The organism is Arthrobacter arabinosi, assembly GCF_054511115.1.
In genome coordinates this window covers 369698-388750 of sequence record NZ_JBTNDF010000001.1, presented here as the reverse complement: position 1 = coordinate 388750, position 19053 = coordinate 369698, and the positions used below count along the sequence as shown (strand labels likewise).

19 protein-coding genes are annotated in these 19053 nt (G+C 72.0%); 2 read left to right on the top strand and 17 right to left on the bottom strand.

All coding sequences use genetic code 11. The features are described 5' to 3' along the window. The first annotated feature begins 28 nt into the window (after positions 1-28). Complete coding sequence (locus ACX80P_RS01890) at positions 29-1249, top strand: PrsW family intramembrane metalloprotease (RefSeq protein WP_459276325.1); 1221 nt, start codon at positions 29-31, stop codon at positions 1247-1249. Between the two features lie 83 nt (positions 1250-1332). Here the strand turns inward: ACX80P_RS01890 and nusB are convergent, their stop codons facing one another. The 13 genes from nusB to ACX80P_RS01825 form a co-directional block, all read right to left on the bottom strand. Beyond that, positions 1333-1743, bottom strand: a complete 411-nt coding sequence (gene nusB / locus ACX80P_RS01885) for a transcription antitermination factor NusB (RefSeq protein WP_459276324.1) — start codon at positions 1741-1743, stop codon at positions 1333-1335. Further along, positions 1740-2303, bottom strand: a complete 564-nt coding sequence (gene efp / locus ACX80P_RS01880) for an elongation factor P (RefSeq protein ID WP_459276323.1) — start codon at positions 2301-2303, stop codon at positions 1740-1742. The genes nusB and efp overlap by 4 nt, the downstream gene beginning before the upstream one ends. 143 nt (positions 2304-2446) lie before the next feature. After that, the gene (gene aroB, locus ACX80P_RS01875) at positions 2447-3541 is read right to left on the bottom strand and encodes a 3-dehydroquinate synthase (protein WP_459276322.1); all 1095 of its coding nucleotides are present in this window, start codon (positions 3539-3541) and stop codon (positions 2447-2449) included. After that, a complete protein-coding gene (locus ACX80P_RS01870) occupies positions 3531-4139 on the bottom strand; it encodes a shikimate kinase (protein ID WP_459276321.1) in 609 nt (202 codons plus the stop codon). The genes aroB and ACX80P_RS01870 overlap by 11 nt, the downstream gene beginning before the upstream one ends. Continuing rightward, positions 4139-5347 carry a chorismate synthase gene (gene aroC / locus ACX80P_RS01865; RefSeq protein WP_459276320.1) on the bottom strand — a complete coding sequence of 403 codons (1209 nt, stop codon included), beginning with the start codon at positions 5345-5347 and terminating at the stop codon, positions 4139-4141. The genes ACX80P_RS01870 and aroC overlap by 1 nt, the downstream gene beginning before the upstream one ends. A 32-nt stretch (positions 5348-5379) precedes the next feature. Next, positions 5380-6261, bottom strand: coding sequence for a shikimate dehydrogenase (locus ACX80P_RS01860; RefSeq protein ID WP_459276319.1), 882 nt, complete (start codon positions 6259-6261; stop codon positions 5380-5382). A gap of 3 nt (positions 6262-6264) precedes the next feature. Continuing rightward, a complete protein-coding gene (mltG, locus tag ACX80P_RS01855; protein WP_459276318.1) occupies positions 6265-7626 on the bottom strand; it encodes an endolytic transglycosylase MltG in 1362 nt (453 codons plus the stop codon). Next, positions 7623-8216 carry a Holliday junction resolvase RuvX gene (ruvX, locus tag ACX80P_RS01850; protein WP_459276317.1) on the bottom strand — a complete coding sequence of 198 codons (594 nt, stop codon included), beginning with the start codon at positions 8214-8216 and terminating at the stop codon, positions 7623-7625. Before ruvX ends, mltG begins: the two co-directional genes overlap by 4 nt. Before the next feature lie 31 nt (positions 8217-8247). Then, positions 8248-10926, bottom strand: a complete 2679-nt coding sequence (gene alaS, locus ACX80P_RS01845) for an alanine--tRNA ligase (RefSeq protein WP_459276316.1) — start codon at positions 10924-10926, stop codon at positions 8248-8250. Between the two features lie 156 nt (positions 10927-11082). After that, positions 11083-11361 carry a hypothetical protein gene (locus ACX80P_RS01840; RefSeq protein ID WP_459276314.1) on the bottom strand — a complete coding sequence of 93 codons (279 nt, stop codon included), beginning with the start codon at positions 11359-11361 and terminating at the stop codon, positions 11083-11085. A gap of 25 nt (positions 11362-11386) precedes the next feature. Continuing rightward, complete coding sequence (locus ACX80P_RS01835) at positions 11387-11761, bottom strand: DUF948 domain-containing protein (protein ID WP_459276313.1); 375 nt, start codon at positions 11759-11761, stop codon at positions 11387-11389. A 150-nt stretch (positions 11762-11911) separates the two neighbouring features. Beyond that, entirely contained in the window at positions 11912-12538 is a 627-nt protein-coding gene (gene rpsD, locus ACX80P_RS01830; protein WP_104181758.1) for a 30S ribosomal protein S4, read from the bottom strand. Positions 12539-12807: 269 nt separating this feature from the next. After that, positions 12808-14271: a replication-associated recombination protein A gene (locus ACX80P_RS01825; protein WP_459276312.1), complete on the bottom strand. Its 1464-nt coding sequence runs from the start codon at positions 14269-14271 to the stop codon at positions 12808-12810. 98 nt (positions 14272-14369) lie between these two features. Here ACX80P_RS01825 and ACX80P_RS01820 point away from each other — a divergent pair, with 98 nt between their 5' ends. Continuing rightward, positions 14370-15074, top strand: coding sequence for an acVLRF1 family peptidyl-tRNA hydrolase (locus tag ACX80P_RS01820; RefSeq protein WP_459276311.1), 705 nt, complete (start codon positions 14370-14372; stop codon positions 15072-15074). Positions 15075-15083: 9 nt separating this feature from the next. Here the strand turns inward: ACX80P_RS01820 and rpe are convergent, their stop codons facing one another. From rpe to def, 4 genes are all read right to left on the bottom strand, one after another. Next, complete coding sequence (rpe, locus tag ACX80P_RS01815; protein WP_459276310.1) at positions 15084-15743, bottom strand: ribulose-phosphate 3-epimerase; 660 nt, start codon at positions 15741-15743, stop codon at positions 15084-15086. A 120-nt stretch (positions 15744-15863) separates the two neighbouring features. Continuing rightward, positions 15864-17450, bottom strand: a complete 1587-nt coding sequence (locus ACX80P_RS01810; RefSeq protein WP_459276309.1) for an RsmB/NOP family class I SAM-dependent RNA methyltransferase — start codon at positions 17448-17450, stop codon at positions 15864-15866. Next, positions 17447-18400 (bottom strand): methionyl-tRNA formyltransferase, encoded by a 954-nt coding sequence (fmt, locus tag ACX80P_RS01805; RefSeq protein WP_459276308.1) that lies wholly within the window; start codon positions 18398-18400, stop codon positions 17447-17449. The genes ACX80P_RS01810 and fmt overlap by 4 nt, the downstream gene beginning before the upstream one ends. Continuing rightward, on the bottom strand, positions 18397-19008 hold the full coding sequence (gene def, locus ACX80P_RS01800) for a peptide deformylase (RefSeq protein WP_459276307.1): 612 nt from the start codon (positions 19006-19008) through the stop codon (positions 18397-18399). Before def ends, fmt begins: the two co-directional genes overlap by 4 nt. Positions 19009-19053: the final 45 nt, after the last annotated feature.

Sequence of the window (19053 nt, the reverse complement as noted above, 5' to 3'; positions counted from 1 at the left end):
CAGCGGCGCTTGCCCCTAGGGTTGGAGCATGTCGACGAACAACCACGGAACGAACACCCAGGGGTGGTGGAGCGAGACCACGGTGCGGCACCACCGGCCGGCTCCCTCGCGCCCCGGCGATCCGTTCCACCCCGTGTGGAACCGCCCGCCGCGGCATCGACGCGTGCTCAACGTCCTCCTGGTGCTCGTCGCGGCCCTCGTGGTCGCGGGCGTCCTCCTGGTCCTCTCGCTGTCCCTGGGCCCGTCGGCGTTCGTCCTGTGCGGCATCCTCGCCCTCGTACCGCTGGCCATCTGCCTGCTCGGGCTGCGCTGGATCGACCGGTGGGACCCGGAACCCCGCGGCGCCCTGCTCTTCGCGTTCCTCTGGGGCGCCGGGGCGTCCGTCGTCGTGACCCTGCTGCTCGGGACCTACGTGGTGGAACTGCTGGGGAACACGCTCACCACGACGTCGCCCGAGGTGATCGCGCCGGTGCTGCAGGCGCCGCTCGTGGAGGAGTTCGCGAAGGGCCTCGGCGTGCTGATCCTCGTGTACACGCGCCGCAGCCACTTCGACGGGCCCGTGGACGGCATCGTCTACGCGGGGACGGTCGCGGCGGGCTTCGCGTTCACCGAGAACATCCTCTACTTCGGCTCCGCCGTCATGGACTCCGGCAACGCCGGCGCCCTCGTGGGGGTGTTCGTCCTGCGCGGACTGTTCTCCCCGTTCGCCCACGTCATGTTCACCGCGTCCCTCGGATTCGTGCTGGGCTACGCGCTCAACCGCGGCGGCGGGAACGCGAGGATCCTCGGCGCCTTCGTCCTCGGGCTCCTGCCGGCGATCGCCGGGCACATGCTGTGGAACGGCGGCACGATCCTCCTGTTCGACAACTTCTTCCTCTTCTACCTCGTGGTCCAGGTGCCGCTGTTCGTCGCCGCCGTGATCGCCGTCGTCGTCCTCCGGGGAGCGGAGCGGCGCCTCACGGAGGCGCGCCTCGGCGACTACGCGCGGGAAGGGTGGTTCACGTCCGAGGAGGTGCGCATGCTCGCCACCCGGCCCGGGCGGTCCCAGGCACTGGCGTGGGCGCAGTCCGTGGGGGCGAAGGACGACATGCGGGAGTTCATCAGGACGGGTTCCCGTATCGCGTTCACGCGCCAGCGGATGCTGGGCGGACGGCGGGACGGCGACTACGCGGCCGAGGAGCGCACGCTGCTCGCGGAGGCGACGCAGCGCAGGGTCCGGATCTTCCAGCTGGCCTCGGCGGCGCGCTGAGCGGCGGTGACCGCCCGGAACCCGGAAGCCCCCGAGGACCGTCGACGGTCTTCGGGGGCTTCCGGGGTGTTGCGGCAGGACGTTCAGGCGAGCAGGGTCGGCTTCAGCTGCTGCAGCCGGCCGAGAAGGCCGTTGATGAACTTCGGCGACTCGTCGGTGGAGAGCATCTTCGCGAGCTCGACGGCCTCGCTGACCGCGACGCCGTCGGGGACGTCGTCGTTGTAGAGCAGCTCCCAGCTGCCGATCCGCAGGATCATGAGGTCCACGGCGGGCATCCGGTCGAGCGTCCAGCCCTGCGAGTAGGTGCTCAGGAACTCGTCGATCTGCTCCTGGTGCTCCAGGACCCCTTCGACGACGTCGACCGTGTAGTCGGCGATGACCATGTCCGTCTTCTCGCGGCGCGCGCGGATGACCTCCAGGGCAGGCATGTCGCGCTGCGCCGATTCGAAGAGGATGTCCAGGGCCCGGCGTCGGGCCTTACTGCGGGCACTCACTCGTTGACGCGTCCCAGGTACTCGCCCGTGCGGGTGTCGACCTTGACCTTGGTGCCGGTGCCCAGGAACAGCGGGACCTGGATCTCGTGGCCGGTCTCGACGGTGGCGGGCTTGGTGCCGCCGGTGGAGCGGTCGCCCTGGAGGCCCGGCTCGGTGTACGTGATCTCCAGCGTGACGGAGGCGGGGAGTTCGACGTACAGCGGGGAGCCCTCGTGCAGCGCGATGGTCGCCATCTGGCTCTCGAGCATGAAGTTCGCGGCGTTGCCGACGGTCTTGCCCGGCACCGTGAGCTGGTCGTAGTCCGACGTGTCCATGAACACGAAGTCCTCGCCGTCCTTGTACAGGTACTGGTAGTCGCGGCGGTCCACGGTGGCCGTCTCGATCTTGAGGCCGGCGTTGAAGGTCTTGTCGACCACCTTGCCGGAGAGGATGTTGCGGAGCTTGGTGCGGACGAAGGCGCCACCCTTGCCGGGCTTGACGTGCTGGAACTCGAGGACGTTCCAGAGGTTGCCTTCGAGCTTCAGGACGGTGCCGTTCTTGATGTCGTTCGTGGTCGCCACAGATTCACTTTCGTCGGTTTCGCGGATGGATGGGCCGGCCGAGGCTCAGCGGGCGCGGAGGCGCGCCAAAAGTCCAGACCCCAGTCTACCCCGTGCCGCACGGGGGCCCGGCGGCGGCGGCCGGCAGGCGGCACGGGAGGCGATCAGGAGGCGATCTCCTGGTAGGCGGCGAAGAGGAGCGACGTGTCGGGGACCTCGAGCATGCCCGGCCGGCCGATGCCGTCCAGCACCACGAAGCGGAGGAGGTCCCCGCGGGACTTCTTGTCCCGGCGCATCCCGTCCAGCAGCGAGGCCCACCGGTCGCGGCGGTAGGTGACCGGCAGGCCGAGGGATTCCAGGATGCTCTTGTGGCGGTCCGCGTCGGTGTCACCGAGCCGTCCGACCATGCGCGAGAGTTCCGCGGCGAACACCAGTCCCACCGAGACCGCCGCGCCGTGCCGCCACGAGTACCGTTCGGCGAGTTCGATGGCGTGGGCCAGGGTGTGGCCGTAGTTGAGGTACTCGCGGCGGCCCGATTCCCTGAGGTCCTCCGAGACGATGTCCGCCTTCACGCGGATGGCCCGTTCCACGAGGTCCCGCAGCACGGCGGACCCGGCGTCCGTCGCCCCTGCCCGGTCCTGCTCGATCAGGTCGAGGATCACGGGGTCCGCGATGAACCCGCACTTCACCACCTCGGCGAGTCCCGTCACGAGTTCGTTCTTCGGCAGGGTCTGGAGGGCGTCGAGGTCGACGAGGACGGCGGCCGGCGGGTGGAAGGCGCCCACGAGGTTCTTGCCCTCGGCGGTGTTGATGCCGGTCTTCCCTCCCACGGCGGCGTCCACCATGCCGAGCAGGCTCGTGGGCAGGTGCACCACCCGCACGCCGCGCAGCCAGGTCGCCGCGACGAAACCGCCCAGGTCGGTCACCGCTCCCCCGCCGACGGTGACCACGGCGTCGGAGCGCGTGAAGTCGTTCTGGCCGAGGACCTGCCAGCAGAAGGACGCCACCTGGATGTGCTTGCCCTCCTCGGCGTCGGGGACCTCCGCGGTCACGGCGGTGAAGCCGGCGTCGGCGAGTTCGGCTCGGACGGTGTCGCCGGTGGCCCGCAGCGCCCGCGGATGGATCACCAGGACGCGTCGTACGCGCTCTCCGAGGATCGCGGGCAGGCGCCCGAGGAGTCCGTGCCCGATGACGACGTCGTAGGAGTCCGCGGGCGTGCTCCCGGTGACCGGGATGGTGGTGGGGGTGTCAGGGGCCATGGGGTGTCGTCCCGCTCTCGTGGTTCCGGTGTGTCGCGTGGTGTGTCGTAGGGTGCGTCGAGGTGTGCGGCGGTACCGGGGTGTTGCCGCCGTCGAGGGCCGCCAGGCCCCGGCGCACCGCCGCGGTGACCTCCCGCACCGGGAGGCCGCGGGTGTCGACGGTGATCGTGGCCAGCGCCGCGTACACGGGCCGGCGTGCGTCGTACAGTTCCTGCCACCGTTCCGCCGGGCGCCCGGCCAGCAGCGGCCGACCGGAGTCGGCGCCGATGCGCGGCAGGACGGCCGCGAGGTCGGTGTCGAGGAAGACGACCGTGCTGTCCTGCAGCAGTTCCCGCGTCCGCGGGTGGAGAACGGCCCCGCCGCCCAGGGAGACGACGGCGTCCTCGGCGAGGGCGTCACGGACGACGTCGGCCTCGATGGCCCGGAAGGCGTCCTCGCCCTGCCGTGCGAAGATCCCGGCGATGCTGCCGTGCCGCTCGGCGATCACGCGGTCGGTGTCGATGAACCGCGCACCGGTCCGCTCGGCGAGCAGCCTGCCCACGGCCGACTTGCCGACCGCCATGGGGCCGACGAGGACGACGGGGAGGTTCCGCGGCATCAGGCTCCGGCGGAGTCCAGGAACCCCGGGATGTTCTCGAGGTACCCGCGCAGATTGCGGGCGGTCTCCGCCAGCGAATCGCCGCCGAACTTCTCGGTGACGGCTTCCGCCAGCACGAGGGCCGTCATTGCCTCCGCGACGACGCCGGCCGCCGGGACGGCGCACACGTCGGAGCGCTGGTGGTGCGCGCGCGCCGCGGCGCCGGTGCTGATGTCGACGGTGCGCAGGGCCCGGGGCACCGTGGCGATGGGCTTCATCGCGGCACGGACCCGCAGCGTGTCGCCGATGCTCATGCCGCCCTCGATCCCGCCGGCCCGGTTGCTGGCGCGGATGATCTTGCCTTCCGCGTTGCGGACGATCTCGTCGTGGGCTGCGGTGCCGCGCCGCGCGGCCGTCTCAAAGCCGTCACCGACCTCCACGCCCTTGATGGCCTGGATGCCCATGAGCGCTGCGGCGAGCCGGGAGTCGAGCCGGCGGTCCCAGTGCACGTAGCTGCCGAGGCCGGGTGGGAGACCGTACGCGACCACCTCGACGACCCCGCCGAGCGTCTCGCCCTCCTTGTGGGCGGCGTCGACCTCCGCCACCATCGCGTCCGAGGTGTCCCGGTGGAAGCAGCGCAGCGGATCGGTGTCGAGGGCGATCACGTCATCCGGCGTCGGCAGGACGGCGTCCTCCGGCACGGAGACGTACCCGACGGCGACGGTGTGGCTGACCAGCCGGATCCCGAGGCCCTCGAGGAACTTCACAGCGACGGCGCCGAGCGCCACGCGCGTCGCTGTCTCGCGGGCGCTGGCCCGCTCCAGGACGGGACGCGCCTCGTTGAAGCCGTACTTCTGCATGCCCGTGAAGTCGGCGTGGCCGGGGCGGGGGCGGGTGAGGGGGGCGTTGCGGGCGGAATCGGCGAGGTCCGCGGCGTCCTGCTCGCCCAGGGGGTCGGCGGACATGATCTTCTCCCACTTGGGCCATTCCGTGTTCGCCACCTCGATGACGACGGGGCCGCCCTGTGTCAGCCCGTGCCGGACGCCACCCAGGATGCGCACCTCGTCGCGTTCGAACTTCATGCGCGCGCCGCGCCCGTACCCGAGCCGGCGGCGTGCCAGCGCGTCCTGGATGTCGGCGCTCGTGATGCCCACCCCCGCGGGCATACCCTCGATGATGCCGACCACGGCGGGGCCGTGCGATTCTCCTGCCGTCAACCAACGCAACATGGCTTCCATACTGCCATGCGGGGCACTCCACCTCAGTGCCGGGGGGCTCCCACTGCGTCATACATCACGTCGAGGACGGCGGCGCGGTCCTGGGCGGCCTCGGGGAAGAACAGCGCGACCTGCTCGACGGCCTGGTGGATCAGCATGTCGAGGCCCGGGACGATGCTCCCTCCCGCCTGCTGCCAGGTCGCGGCGAGCAGGCTGGGCCAGGGATCGTAGGCGACGTCGAGCAGCGTCCCGTGGGTGCGGAAGCCCGCACGGGTCGCGAGTTCCCGGGCGAGCGGGTCGGCAGCGCGCGGGGGCAGGGTCGAGACGACGACGTCCGACGCCGGCACGGTCTCGGCCGCGAGGGCCCACGGCACGAGGGAGACCTCGAGGCCGAGGGCGCCGCCGATGCGCTCGAGGTCCGCCGCGGCGGCAGGCCGGCGCACGAGGACGCGCACCGTACGGGCTCCGAGCCGGGCGAGTCCGGCCAGAGCGGCGGCGGCTGTTCCCCCGCCGCCCAGCACGACGGCGCGCGCGGGGGTCCCGACGCCGGCCGCCGCCAGGGCATGGGCCACGCCGGCGACGTCGGTGTTGTGTCCGGTGAGCGTAGGATGCGGGGCCCGCCCATCGACGACGACGGTGTTGACGACGCCGAGGACGGCGGCCGTCGCCGTCGTGCCGTCGACCAGCCGGGCGACGGCGCCCTTGAGGGGCATGGTCACGGACAGTCCACGCCACCCCTCCCCGGCGCGAACGCCGTCCACGAATCCCGCGACCTCAGCCTCGGCGACGTCGATCGCGGTGTAGGAGCAGTCGACGCCGAGCGCCCGATAGGCCGCCGCGTGCAGCACCGGCGACTTCGAGTGCGCGATCGGCGAACCGATCACGGCGGCCCGGAGTCCCCGGGCCGCCGTGGTCCCTGCCGGCACCACCTACTGGCACCGTCCGGGATTGTCGCCACACCAGGCGTCGTACTCGGCGACGTAGCGCAGGTGCTCCGCGTACGTCTCCGAGAACTTGGTCTCCCCGGTGTCGAGGTCGACCGTCACCCAGAAGTAGAACGGCACGTCCGCGGGCTTGACGGCCGCGTCGATCGCCTCGTCGCTCGGGGAGCCGATCGGTCCCTTCGGGAGCCCCGGGTTGGCGTACGTGTTGTAGGGGTTGGAGGTGTCGTTCTTCTCCTCCTCCGTCAGCTGGTACGTGCGTGTCCCCAGCCCGTAGGTGACCGAAGCGTCGGACTGGATCAGTCCGTTGGTCTCCGTATTGCCCGGCTTCAGCCTGTTGTAGATGGACCCGGCGACGGTCGGGTAGTCGCCCTCCTGCGCCTCGGCCTGCACGATGCTCGCGACGGTGAGGATCTCGTACTGCTTCTTCGGGTCGGTCACGCCGTCCTGCGCGAGCCGGTCCAGGGTGGCCGTGACCATCTCGGTGATGATGTCCGTGGCGGTGGCCTCGATGTCGAAGCGGTACTCGCCGGGGTGCAGGTAGCCCTCGAGTGAGAGCGCCTGGGCGGGAAGCCCGAACTGCGTGGGGTCCTCGGCCAGGGCGTCGAATTCGGCGCGGGGGATGCCCGTGGACTTGCTCAGGATGTCGAAGACCTCGCCCTGCCGCAGGTCGCGGGCGACGGCGGCGTAGGAGACGAGCGTCGGGTCCTCACCGAGGAGTGCCTCCGCGGCGTCGGCGGAGGACATCTGCAGGCGCATCTCGTACTCGCCGGGCTGGACCTCCCGGCCCTCGGCGATCGCTCCGAGCGCCTCGACGAACGTCCCGGAGTCGGCGACGATGTCGGCGGTCTCCAGTCCGGTCCCGATGGCCAGGGCTCCCGCGCCCTCCGGGACGGTGAACACCGTCTCCTCACCGCCGGGGCCTGCGTAGTCCTTGACGTCGTTCAGGCCGAGGAAGTCGCGCAGCATGAGGGCTACGCCGTACACGGTGCCGGCGAAGAGGGCGAGGACGACGAGCATGACGACGGTCCGTCGGAGGCGACGGCGGCGCTTCGCCTTCGAGGGCGGGCGCTTCCGGCCGCGGCGCGGGACGTCCTGTGCCACGAAGAACTCCTCGACCGGCTCAGGATGCGCGTAATCGTCGCCGTGCACCCGGTCGTCGTACCTCTCGTCGACGTGGGTCTCGTCGTAAGGGGTGTCGCCGCCGTGCCCGTCACCGGGCTCGACGACCGCGGGATCCCCGAGGGCGTCCACCGGAGCGTCTGCGGGATGATCGGCGGCAAGGTCTGCGGGGTGGTCTGCGGGGTGGTCGGCCGCGGCGTCTGCAGAGTGGCGGGTACGGTCGCTCACGACTCGGACTCCCTCCTGCTGGGCGAACTGTGTTTGATGACTGGCTCCTCTGTAGGGGTCAGCAGCGGGCCCTGAGAATCCGCCGCTGCTCGCACAGGAACCGGATCCCCCACATCCCGTCCACGTGAACGTTGCATATCGATGGCATGCTGGAGTATTTCCACGGCAGCCGCCTGATCCACCACCTTACGATGGTCGCGGCTGCTGAGACCAGCGGCGTGCAGAGATCGGTGAGCCGAGACGGTGCTCAGTCTCTCGTCCACCAAGCGTACCGGTACCGGATGCGACTGCCGGGAAAGCTCCTCCGCGAGCAGCCGGGCGTACTCCCGTGCCATGTCCGCGGACGCGCCCTCCCTGCCGCTCAGGTTCTTCGGCAGTCCCACGATGATCTGCACCGCACCGCGCTCGACGGCCTCGCGTGCCAGGATCCGCAGATCGCTGTTCTTCCGCGCATCCCGCTTCAGCGTGCGGATCGGCGTGGCGAGCAGGCCGTCCCGGTCGCAGCCGGCAAGGCCCACCCGGACCTGCCCCACGTCGACGCCGAGTTTCGGCCCGAGGGGATAGGGAGCGCCGTCGGGCGTGTCGGACACCGCTCCCCCGCCGATTCCCGCCACGGGACCGTCAGCGCTCCGCGACCGCGGCACGGATCGCCGACAGCGCGTCGGGGACGCGCGTCGCGTCGGCGCCGCCGCCCTGCGCGACGTCGTCCTTGCCTCCACCGCCGCCGCCGAGGATCTTCGCGGCGGTCCGGACCAGCGCACCGGCCTTGACGCCGGCGGCCCGCGCCGCCTCGTTGGTCGCGACCAGGACGAGCGGGCGGTTCTGCGCGACGCCGGTCGCGGCGACGACGGCGGGTTCGGAGCCGAGACGGCCGCGCAGGTCCAGCACGAGGGTCCGCAGCTCGTCGGCGCTGCCGATCTCCCCGGCGTCGTGTGCGATCAGCCGCACGCCGTCGATGTCCACCGCGGTGTCGACGAGCGACCCCGCAGCCAGGGCGAGCTGCTCGCGCCGCAGACGGTCCAGTTCCTTCTCGGCGGCCTTGAGCTTGTTCAGGGTGGCCGACAGGCGTTCGGGCAGCTGCGCGGACGGCACCTTCAGCATGTCGGAGAGTTCGGTGACGAGCGCCCGTTCGGCGGCCAGGTGGCGGAAGGCGTCCAGCCCGACGAGGGCCTCGATGCGCCGGTTGCCCGAGCCGACGGACTGCTCGCCGAGCAGCGTCAGGCTGCCGATGAGCGACGTCGAGGGCACGTGCGTGCCGCCGCAGAGTTCGCGGGAGAACTCGGCGTTCATCTCGACGACGCGCACGGTCTCGCCGTAGGCCTCGCCGAACAGCGCCGTGGCGCCGAGGGCCTTGGCGTCCGCGAGGGACATGATCTTCGTCTCGACCTCGTAGTTGTTGCGGATCGCGATGTTCGAGACCTCCTCGATCTCCGAGCGGGCCGCGGCGCTGATGCCCTCGCCCCAGGAGAAGTCGAAGCGCAGGTAGCCGGCCTTGTTGAAGGAGCCGCGCTGCAGCGCCTCGGGGCCGAGGATCTCGTGGAGTGCGGCGTGGACGATGTGCGTGCCCGAGTGGGCCTGCTCCCCCGCGTGGCGGCGCTGGCGGTCGACGGCGGCCGTGACGACGGCGCCCTGGACCACCTCGCCCTCGCGCACCACGGCGCGGTGGACGCTCAGGCCCTTGACGGGGCGCTGCACGTCGAGGACCTCGACGACGAAGCCGTCCCCGGTGATGAGTCCGACGTCCGCGGCCTGGCCGCCCGCCTCGGCGTAGAAGGGGGTCTGGTCGAGGACGAGTTCGATCTCGCTGCCCTGGAGGGCGCTGGGGAGGGACTGTCCCTGATCGAGGACGGCGATGATCCGGGCCTCCGAGGTCAGTTCGTCGTAGCCCGTGAAGACGGTCTGGCCGCGGCCGAGCAGTTCGGTGAACACGGAGAGGTCGGCGTGCCCGGCCTTCTTCCCGCGGGCGTCCGCCTGGGCGCGCCGGCGCTGCTCGAGCATGAGCGAGCGGAAGCCCTCGGCGTCGACGGCGAGCCCGGCCTCCTCGGCCATCTCGAGCGTCAGGTCGATCGGGAAGCCGTAGGTGTCGTGGAGCGTGAAGGCGTCCTGGCCCGAGAGCGGCCGCTGCTCGGAGAGGGACTCCCGCACGGCTTCCTCGAGGCGCGCGGTACCGGAGGCGATGGTGCGCAGGAACGCCTTCTCCTCCGCGTAGGCGATCCGGCTGATCCGCTCGAAGTCGGCCTCGACCTCGGGGTAGACCCCCTTCATGGCGTCCCTGGATGCCGGCAGCAGCTCGGGCAGGCAGGCCTTCTCGACGCCGAGGAGGCGCATCGCGCGGACGGCCCGGCGGATGAGCCGGCGCAGCACGTAGCCCCGGCCCTCGTTGGAGGGGGTGACGCCGTCGGCGATGAGCATGAGCGAGGAGCGGATGTGGTCGGCGACCACGCGCATGCGGACGTCGTCGGTGTGGTGCGGGTCCTGCGGGGATTCGGCGCTGGTGTAGGCCTTCCCGCTGAGCTCCGCGGCGCGGTCGAGGACGGGCCGCACCTGGTCCGTCTCGTACATGTTCTCGACGCCCTGGAGGATCATCGCGAGGCGCTCGAGGCCGAGGCCCGTGTCGATGTTCTTCTTCGGCAGTTCGCCGAGGATCTCGAAGTCGTCCTTGCCGGTGCCCTCGCCGCGCTGGTACTGCATGAAGACGAGGTTCCAGATCTCCACGTACCGGTTGTCGTCGGCCTCGGGACCGCCGTCGACACCGTAGGCGGGCCCGCGGTCGTAGAAGATCTCCGAGCAGGGGCCGGCGGGGCCGGGCTGGCCGGTGGACCAGTAGTTGTCCTTCTTGCCCATCCTCTGGATGCGCCCGGCGGGGACGCCGACGACGTCGCGCCAGATCTCCAGCGCCTCGTCGTCCTCGTGGTACACGGTGATCCACAGCCGGTCCGCCGGCAGGCCGTACCCGCCGTCGGCGACGTCACTGGTCAGCAGCTCCCAGGCCATGCGGATGGCGTCGGCCTTGAAGTAGTCGCCGAACGAGAAGTTGCCGCACATCTGGAAGAAGGTGCCGTGGCGGGCGGTCTTGCCCACCTCCTCGATGTCCCCGGTGCGGATGCACTTCTGGACGCTCGTCGCACGGCTGTAGGGTGCCGTCTCCCGCGCGGTCAGGTACGGGATGAACGGCACCATCCCGGCCACGGTGAACAGGAGGGACGGGTCGGAGGAGACCAGCGACGCCGACGGCACGACCGTGTGCCCGTTCTTCTCGAAGTAGCTCAGCCAGCGGCTGGCGATCTCGTGGGACTTCATGGGGGCAATCCTTCGGTGGGTGGTCCGGACGCTGCCGGACGGGGAGGTGGGACCCGGCGTGGTCACACGGTCGGGGACGACGGCGGGATGCCCGCCGGTCAGGCGCACGACCGGCCCGCGACGGCGGCGGGGCCCACGGCGCGGGCCGTGCTCCGCCTAGCGGAGGGAGCGGCGGGTCGCGGGAGCCGCGTCCGCGCCGGGATCCTTCGCCGCAGCGGTCGGCGCCGGGACGCCGAGCGCGGTCCGGAGATCGTCTTCCCGCTCGCTCATGGCCGACCGCAGGGCGTCGGCGAAATCGGCGATGCTGTCGCTGATCTGCCCGACGGCGCGGTTCAGGCCCTCGGGACCGAGGGTGGACTTGGCCTGGGTCACCTTGCGCACGGCGACCACGCCGATGGTGATGCCGGCTGCCAGCCAGAATGCTCGTCTGATCATCGTTCTCTCCGGTTCGTTGTGGGGGCTAGCGGCTGCGGCGGCGGCGCGCGGGCGAGGTCCGGCCGGCGAAGGCGGAGCGGACACCGTAGGAGAACGCCGAGACCTTGATGAGCGGGGAGCCGATGGTGGCGGCGATCAGCGAGGACAGCGCCGAGATGTTCGCCGAGGCGTCGGAGACGTTGGTCGTGATGCCGTCGACCGTCTTCAGCTGCTGGTGCGTGGTGCTCACGGTGCTCGTGACCTCTTCGATGAGCGGCGTCGTCTCGTCGGTGACGGTGCGGATGGCCTTCCGGAGCTCGTCGAACACGCGGCCGAGCTTCCAGATCGGGACTGCCAGCAGCAGTACCAGGACGGCGAACACGCCCGCAGCTATCAGGCCTGCAATATCTCCACCTGACATGGGCGGTCTCCTTTACGCATGGGTGCACGCCGGAAGAGGCGGGCGGGGGAATTTCGTGCTCTTAGTACCTTACAGAACGAAGAGCCCGCGGCGGGTGCCGCGGGCTCTTCGGCCTTCTCGCTCAGTGCTGCGGGAGGAACCCGCGCGCGCCTAGCGTGCGTAGTACTCGACGACGAGCTGCTCTTCGCAGGTCACGGGGACCTCGGAGCGCTTCGGGCGGCGCACGAGGCGCGCCTGGAGCTTGTCGAGCTGGACGTCCAGGTAGCCGGGGACGGCGGGAAGGACGTCGCGGTGCGCGCCGGCGGCGGCGACCTGCAGTGGGACCATGGTCTCGCTGCGGCTGTGCACGTGGATGAGCTGGCCCTCCGCCACGCGGAACGACGGGCGATCGACGCGCGCGCCGTCGACCATGATGTGGCGGTGGACGATCAGCTGGCGGGCCTGGGCGCTGGTGCGGGCGAACCCGGCACGAAGCACGAGGGCGTCGAGGCGCATCTCGAGCAGCTCGATCAGGTTCTCACCGGTCAGGCCGGCGGTGCGGCGGGCTTCCTCGAAGACACGGGCCATCTGTGCCTCGCGGATGTTGTACTGGGCACGCAGACGCTGCTTCTCGCGCAGACGCACGGCGTAGTCGCTGTCCTGCTTGCGACGCGCACGGCCGTGCTGGCCCGGCGCGTACGGCCGGCGCTCGAGGTACTTCTCGGCCTTGGGGGTCAGGGCGATGCCGAGGGCTCGCGAGATGCGGACCTTCCGGCGGGCACGTGTGTTGTTAGCCACGTCAACCTTTCGATGTTTTTTTGCGGCGAAGAAGCGGACTGGTGCCACGGGGGCGTCCGCACTTCCGGTGTCGCTGGCCTCCACTTGCGGAGAGCCGGGATTGGCCGCTTCCCGGTACTACAGTCCGCCGCGACCCTGGCCGCCCGTCCGCAGCAACGGGATGCTGCGGGGCGCGGGGGCTGGTACACGACGACTTGCCAGTCAGCGGTCAATGCTAGCAGCGAGGAGGCCGGTGGGCCGAATCCCGGCGGCCGCCGCCGAGGACTCCCCTACTTCCCGCGGATGATCCTCCGCAGCCGGGACAGGCGGGAACCGATGTCCCGTTCCGCTCCGCGGTCCGTCGGCTCGTAGTAGTCACGGCCCACGAGGTCGTCCGGTGCGTACTGCTGCAGCGCGATCCCGTGCGGTTCGTCGTGGGAGTAGACGTAGCCCTTCCCGTGGCCGAGCTGGGAGGCTCCCGGGTAGTGGGCGTCGCGCAGGTGCGGGGGGATGCCCTGCCCGCGGCCCGCCCGGACGTCGGCGATGGCGGCGTTGATGCCGTTGTAGGCGGCGTTCGACTTCGGGGCGGTCGCGATGTGCACGACGGCCTCGGCGAGGATGATCCGGGCCTCCGGCATGCCGACGAGCTGGACGGCCTGGGCCGCGGCGACGGCCGTCTGCAGCGCGGTCGGGTCCGCCATGCCCACGTCCTCCGACGCGGAGATCATGAGTCTGCGCGCGATGAACCGCGGGTCCTCGCCGGCCTCGAGCATCTTCGCGACGTAGTGCAGGGCGGCATCGACGTCGGAGCCGCGCAGGGACTTGATGAACGCACTCGCGACGTCGTAGTGCTGGTCACCCGCGCGGTCGTAGCGCAGGGCGGCGACGTCGACCGCCTTCTCCGCGTGCTGCAGCGTGACCAGCACCGGCAGGACCTCCTGCCCCTCCTGCTCGGCTTCGTCCGCGTCCTCGGTGCAGTGCGCCGCGCCCGGGTTCGCCGGACTCTCCCTCTCGGACTGCGCGACGCCGGCGGCGGCCTCGAGCGCGGTCAGTCCGCGCCGCGCGTCGCCCGCCGCGAGCCGGACCAGGTGCTCGAGGGCGTCCTCGGACACCTGGACCGTCCCGGCGAGCCCGCGGTCGTCGTCGACGGCGCGCTGGAGCAGGCCGCGGATGTCCGCCTCGTCGAGCGGACGGAGGGTCTGCAGGAGCGATCGCGAGAGCAGCGGCGACACGACGGAGAAGGACGGGTTCTCCGTCGTGGCCGCGATGAGGACCACCCAGCCGTTCTCCACGCCGGGCAGCAGGGCGTCCTGCTGGGCCTTGTTGAAGCGGTGGATCTCGTCCAGGAACAGGACCGTGGTCTGCCGGTACAGGTCGCGCGAGGTCAGGGCGTCGTCCATGACGCGGCGCACGTCCTTCACGCCCGCGGTGATGGCGGACAGTTCCACGAACTTCCGGCCCTGGCCGCGCGCGATCACGTGGGCGAGGGTCGTCTTGCCCGTGCCGGGCGGCCCCCACAGGATCACGGACGACGGCGCTGCGTGCGCACCGGGGTCGTGCTCGCCCGCGAGGGTGCGCAGCGGCGATCCCCGGCCGAGCAGGTGCTGCTGGCCGACGACCTCGTCGAGGCTGCGCGGCCGCATCCTCACGGCGAGCGGGCTGCGGGGGCGCAGGCCCGCCGCGCCCCGCGCACCACCGGCGGGCGCATCGTCCGACTCGTCGTCGTCGGCCGCGGCGCTGAATAGATCATTCACGGCCCCAACGTTACTGTGGGCCACTGACCCCCGCGGCCCCGGGGCGGCGCGCGACGCCGGACGGCGGCCGCTCGTGCACGCCGACGAGGAGGAACCCCATGACCCCCAGCAGGTCCGTCCTCGTCGAGGCCGGGCGCCTCGAGGGGTGGCTGAGTCGCTTCGAAGCCCGCAACGGACCCTTCCACACGCAGGCCGACCCGGGGCGCGCCGACGGCTCCCTCATCGCCACCGCCGCGAACGGCTGCGTCGCGGTGCTGACCCCGCCCCTGCCGCCGGACACCGTCGTCGGAGGTGCAGGAAGGGAATCGGCCGGGGTAACGGCCCGCACGCAGGCGGTCACGGGGCCCGTCGGGGACCTGCTGACGGCGGTGGACCCGTCGATCCCGGTGGGGCTGCTGCTCATCCGGCGGGGCGGCTACTCGGTGGGCGTCGCACGCGAGGGCGCCGTGGTGTCCTCGAAGACGGGCACCCGGTACGTCCAGGGCAGGACGGCGGCGGGCGGCTGGTCGCAGCAGCGCTTCGCGCGGCGGCGTGCCAATCAGGCCGACGCCCTCGTCGAGGAGACGGCGGCCCGCGCCGCCGCGCTCTTCACGGCGGACCCGCCGTCGTGCCTGCAGCTCGGCGGCGACAGGGCACTGGCGACGGGCGTCCTCGGCGAGCCGGTGCTCGCACGGTTCGGGGGGCTGCCGCAGGTCCCGTTCCTCACGGTGCCGGATCCGCGCTTCGCGGTACTCAAGGAGGCTGCCCGGACGGCGCTGGCCATCAGGATCACGGTGACGGATCCGCCCGCCGAGAACGCGTGAGGGCGCCGGTCAGTCCTTTCCGGCTGCCGCGCGGAGGGCGGTGATCGCCGCGGCGGCGTCGTCCGCCCCGTAGACCGAGGAGCCGGCGACGAAGACCGTCGCACCGGCGTCGGCGGCACGCAGGATGGTCTCCTCCGTGATGCCGCCATCCACCTGGATCACGAGGGGGAGGCCGGCTCCCCGGACGGCGTCGGCGGCGCGGCGGATCTTCGGCAGGGTCAGGTCGAGGAAGGACTGACCGCCGAATCCCGGCTCCACCGTCATGACGAGCAGCAGGTCGAGCTCCCCCAGCATGTCCAGGTACGGCTCCACGGGCGTGGCCGGCCGCAGCGCCATACCGGCCGTCGCGCCGGCATCCCGCAGCTCGCGGGCCAGCTTGACCGGGGCCGCGGCGGCTTCCGCGTGGAACGTCACGGACGCCGCACCGGCCTCGGCGTAGGCGGGCGCCCAGCGATCGGCGTCCTCGATCATGAGGTGGACGTCGAGCGGCAGCGGGCTGACCTGCTGGATCCTCCGGACGATCGGGAGCCCGAGGGTGAGGTTCGGCACGAAGTGGTTGTCCATGACGTCCACGTGCACGGCGTCCGCCGACGCGATGCGCTGCAGCTCGGCCTCCAGGTTCACGAAGTCCGCCGAGAGGATGCTCGGGTTGATACGCAGATGCGTCACTGCCGTTCCTTTCACTGCCGTTCGTGTGCTTGCCGTTCGAGACACTGCCGTTCGTGTGCTTGCCGTTCGTGCCACTGCCGTTCGTGCCACTGCCACGGGACCGAGGGTGTCCTGCCGTCCTCAGGCATTCTTCCGGATGAGCGCGAGGTACATCGCGTCCGTGCCGTGCACGTGGGGCCAGAGCTGCGCGCTCGTCCCGTGTCCGGCGTCGAGCGCCCCGCCGATGCTCACGGCGTCGAGCGCGGCTCCCGCGTCGAGCCGCTCGAAGCCGGGGCGCTTGCGCAGGCAGTCGTCCACGACGGCGTCCGTCTCCGCGTGGTGCGGCGAGCAGGTCACGTAGGCCACGACGCCGCCGGGCGCGACGGCGTCGAGCGCGGAGGCGAGGAGCTCCCGCTGCAGGGGTGCCAGTCCCACCAGGTCGGAGGGCTGCCGGCGCCAGCGTGACTCGGGGCGGCGGCGCAGGGCGCCGAGTCCCGTGCAGGGTGCGTCGACGAGCACGCGGTCGAAGTGGTCCGGCTGTTCCTGCCCGACGTCACGCCCGTCGCCGACGCGCACGGTCCAGGAGTCCTCGGGGAGGGGCCGCAGCGCCTGCCGGACCAGCTGGGCCCGGTGCGGGACCGGCTCGTTCGCGGTCAGGTGCACGCCGGCGTCCTGCCCGATCGCGGCGAGCAGGGCGGTCTTGCCGCCGGGGCCCGCGCAGAGGTCGAGCCACTGCTCGGGTCCGCCCGCCGGGCGTCCGGGGAGCTCTACGGCGGCCAGGGCCCGCGCGACGAGCTGCGAACCGGTGTCCTGCACGCGGACGGTGCCCGTGGCGACGCCGGGAATCCTGCTGATGTCGCCGCCCGAGTAGTAGGCCGACCCCGGGGCGAGGCGGCCGGGCTCGGCGCCCTCCGCGAGGACGTCGTCGAGCGTGGCGAATCCCGGCAGGGCGACGAGGTGGACCACCGGCGCGGCGTTGTCCGCCGCCAGGAGGGCGTCGATCTCGCTGACATCCCGGCCGTGCGCGACGAGCGCCTGGCGCATGGCGCGGACGATCCACTCGGGATGGCTGTAGGTCAGGGCGGCGACGGCGGTCGGGTCGGTGAGGCCGGCGACGAGGTCGGCGACCCAGCCGTCCAGGTCCTTCGCGCTGACCTTGCGGAGCACCGCGTTGACGAGCGAGGAGGGCCCGGCGCCGATCACGGCGCGCACGAGGCCCACGGTCTGGTCCAGCGCCGCGTGGGCGGGAACGCGCATCGCCAGGAGCTGGTGCACGCCGAGTCTCAGGGCGTCGAGGACGGCGGGGTCGAGCTGGTCCAGGGGGCGGTCGACGCAGCGGGCCAGGACGGCGTCGTACGTGCCCTGCCCCCGCAGCGCGCCGTAGGTGAGTTCCGTCGCGAAGCCGGCGTCCCGGCGGTCGAGGCGGTGCTTGCGGATGCTCGCGGGCAGGACGAGGTTCGCGTAGGCGTCCTCGGCGGCGACGGCTCGCAGGACCTCGAACGCGACGAGGCGGGCCGGATCGGCGCGTCGGGTGCGCTGCGATGGCGCAGCCTGGGAGAACTGGCGCTCGCCGCCGCGGTTCCGTTCACGGCCCTGGTCGTCACGGCGCCGTGTGCCCCCTCCCTGGCCATGACCCCGACCATGACCCTGACCGCCGGCCTTGCCCGCGCCCGACCGGCGTCCGTCGCGCCCGCCCGAGCCTCCGTTCGTTCCTCCGGTCGCGCTCATTCGAACACCAGCTTCCCGCGCGTCGCCGCGCCCCGTGCCCAGTCGAGGGCCTTCATCATCTTCTTCCCGGCCGGTTGCAGGTCCCCGAGGACCACGGCGTCCGTGGCGGTCCCCACCAGGACCTGCCGACCGGCGACGTCGATCCTGCCGGGCAGCAGGTGGGCGTCCTGCGGGCCGCCGCCGCCGCGCGTGTCCTCGCCGCTGCCGATCGGCGCGACGGGCCCGAGTTTCACCCGCTGTCCGTCCAGCGTGGTCCACGCTCCGGGTTCGGGGGTCACCGCGTTGATGCGGCGGCGCACGGCGACGGCCGGCTGCGACCAGTCGATGCGCGCGTCGTCGATGGTGAGTTTCGGGGCGAGGCTCACCTCGCCCGTCTGCGGCGTCGCCTCCACCCGGCCCGCCTCGAGGCCCGAGAGTGTCTGCACGAGCAGGACCGCCCCGCCGTGGGACAGGCGCTCGAGGACGGCCCCGCTCGTGGCATCCGGTTCGAGCGTCTCCGTCATCACGCCGAAGACGGGTCCTGTGTCGAGCCCCTCCTCCAGGAGGAACGTGGTCGCGCCCGTGACGTCGTCCCCCGCGAGGACCGCGTGCTGCACGGGGGCGGCGCCCCGCCAGGCCGGCAGGACCGAGAAGTGCAGGTTGATCCAGCCGTGCTTCGGGATCTCGAGTCCGGCCGGCGGGACGATGCCGCCGTACGCGACGATCGCGGCGGCGTCGAGATCGAGGGTCCCCAGGTGGGCGACGAGGTCCGGCGTGAAGCGGTTCGCCTTGAGGACGGGCAGTCCGAGCTCCTCCGCGACGGCGGCGACGGGGCTCGGCGTCAGGACCTTCCGGCGTCCCACGGGAGCGTCGACGCGCGTGAGGACGGCGGCGACGTCGAAGCCGGCGTCCACCAGCGCGCGCAGCGACGGGACGGCGACCTCGGGCGTTCCTGCGAAGAGGACCCTCATCGGGCGGACCGGCCGAAGGCGCCGGCGCGCCGGCCGGGCTCCGGCGTTCCGGCGCCCGGGGTGAAGCTCGACCCGAGGGACCGCGAGCGTTCAGCGGCAGTGCGGGAGGTGACGCGGTTGTAATCGGCGCTCCGGATGGCCCTGAGCGCGTTCTTCCGGTCCTCGCCCGCGAGCCGGTCGATGTACAGCGTCCCCCGGAGGTGGTCCGTCTCGTGCTGGAGCGCTCGGGCCAGCATGCCGGTGCCCTCCACCGCGATGTCCTGACCGGAGAGGTCCTTGCCCGTGACGCGCGCCCAGTCGGACCGGTCGACGAAGCTTCCCAGGCCGGGGACGGACAGGCAGCCCTCGATGTCGGACTCCCCCTGGGAGGCGCCGCCGACCTCGAGCACCGGGTTCACCACGTGCCCCTCGGCGCCGTCGACCCGGTAGGTGAACACCCGGAGTCCCACCCCGACCTGCGGCGCGGCGAGGCCGGCCCCCTGCACGTCGATCATGGTCTCGGTCATGTCCCCGATGAGCCGGGCGAGTTCGGGCCCGAACTCGGTGACCTCCGCGGCGGGGGTGCGGAGGATCGGATCGCCGATCATGCGGATACTCAGGACGGCCATCGGTGCTCTGTTCCTCGCTTCGTTCACGTCGGATGCTTCGGAGTT

Coding starts and splice junctions, on each gene's coding strand:
- ACX80P_RS01890 (WP_459276325.1), top strand. CDS start 29: ATGTCGACGAACAACCACGGAACGAACACCCAGGGGTGGTGGAGCGAG.
- aroB (WP_459276322.1), bottom strand. CDS start 3,541: ATGGCCCCTGACACCCCCACCACCATCCCGGTCACCGGGAGCACGCCC.
- ACX80P_RS01870 (WP_459276321.1), bottom strand. CDS start 4,139: ATGCCGCGGAACCTCCCCGTCGTCCTCGTCGGCCCCATGGCGGTCGGC.
- aroC (WP_459276320.1), bottom strand. CDS start 5,347: ATGTTGCGTTGGTTGACGGCAGGAGAATCGCACGGCCCCGCCGTGGTC.
- alaS (WP_459276316.1), bottom strand. CDS start 10,926: ATGAAGTCCCACGAGATCGCCAGCCGCTGGCTGAGCTACTTCGAGAAG.
- ACX80P_RS01840 (WP_459276314.1), bottom strand. CDS start 11,361: ATGATCAGACGAGCATTCTGGCTGGCAGCCGGCATCACCATCGGCGTG.
- ACX80P_RS01835 (WP_459276313.1), bottom strand. CDS start 11,761: ATGTCAGGTGGAGATATTGCAGGCCTGATAGCTGCGGGCGTGTTCGCC.
- ACX80P_RS01820 (WP_459276311.1), top strand. CDS start 14,370: ATGACCCCCAGCAGGTCCGTCCTCGTCGAGGCCGGGCGCCTCGAGGGG.
- ACX80P_RS01810 (WP_459276309.1), bottom strand. CDS start 17,450: ATGAGCGCGACCGGAGGAACGAACGGAGGCTCGGGCGGGCGCGACGGA.
- fmt (WP_459276308.1), bottom strand. CDS start 18,400: ATGAGGGTCCTCTTCGCAGGAACGCCCGAGGTCGCCGTCCCGTCGCTG.
- def (WP_459276307.1), bottom strand. CDS start 19,008: ATGGCCGTCCTGAGTATCCGCATGATCGGCGATCCGATCCTCCGCACC.